The following is a 234-nucleotide window of genomic DNA, read 5'->3' on the forward strand; positions in this document are numbered from 1 at the left end:
CCGCCGACGGCGACGGCGTGACCTTGGTCAACATTGGTGTCGGCCCGTCCAACGCCAAGAACATCACCGACCACCTGGCCGTGCTGCGCCCGCACTGCTGGCTGATGATCGGCCACTGCGGCGGCTTGCGGCAGTCGCAAACCATCGGCGACTACGTGCTGGCCCACGCCTACATGCGCCGTGACGGCATTCTCGACCGGGTGGTGCCGCCGAACATCCCCATTCCAGCCCTGG

General features: G+C 67.5%; 1 pseudogene. It reads left to right on the top strand.

Annotated elements, in window-relative coordinates:
- Window positions 1-234, top strand: a pseudogene (locus SB786_RS37805) (AMP nucleosidase); the annotation flags it as partial.

The sequence above is a fragment of the Burkholderia sp. SIMBA_062 genome (assembly GCF_046534765.1).
GTDB lineage: Bacteria > Pseudomonadota > Gammaproteobacteria > Burkholderiales > Burkholderiaceae > Burkholderia > Burkholderia ambifaria.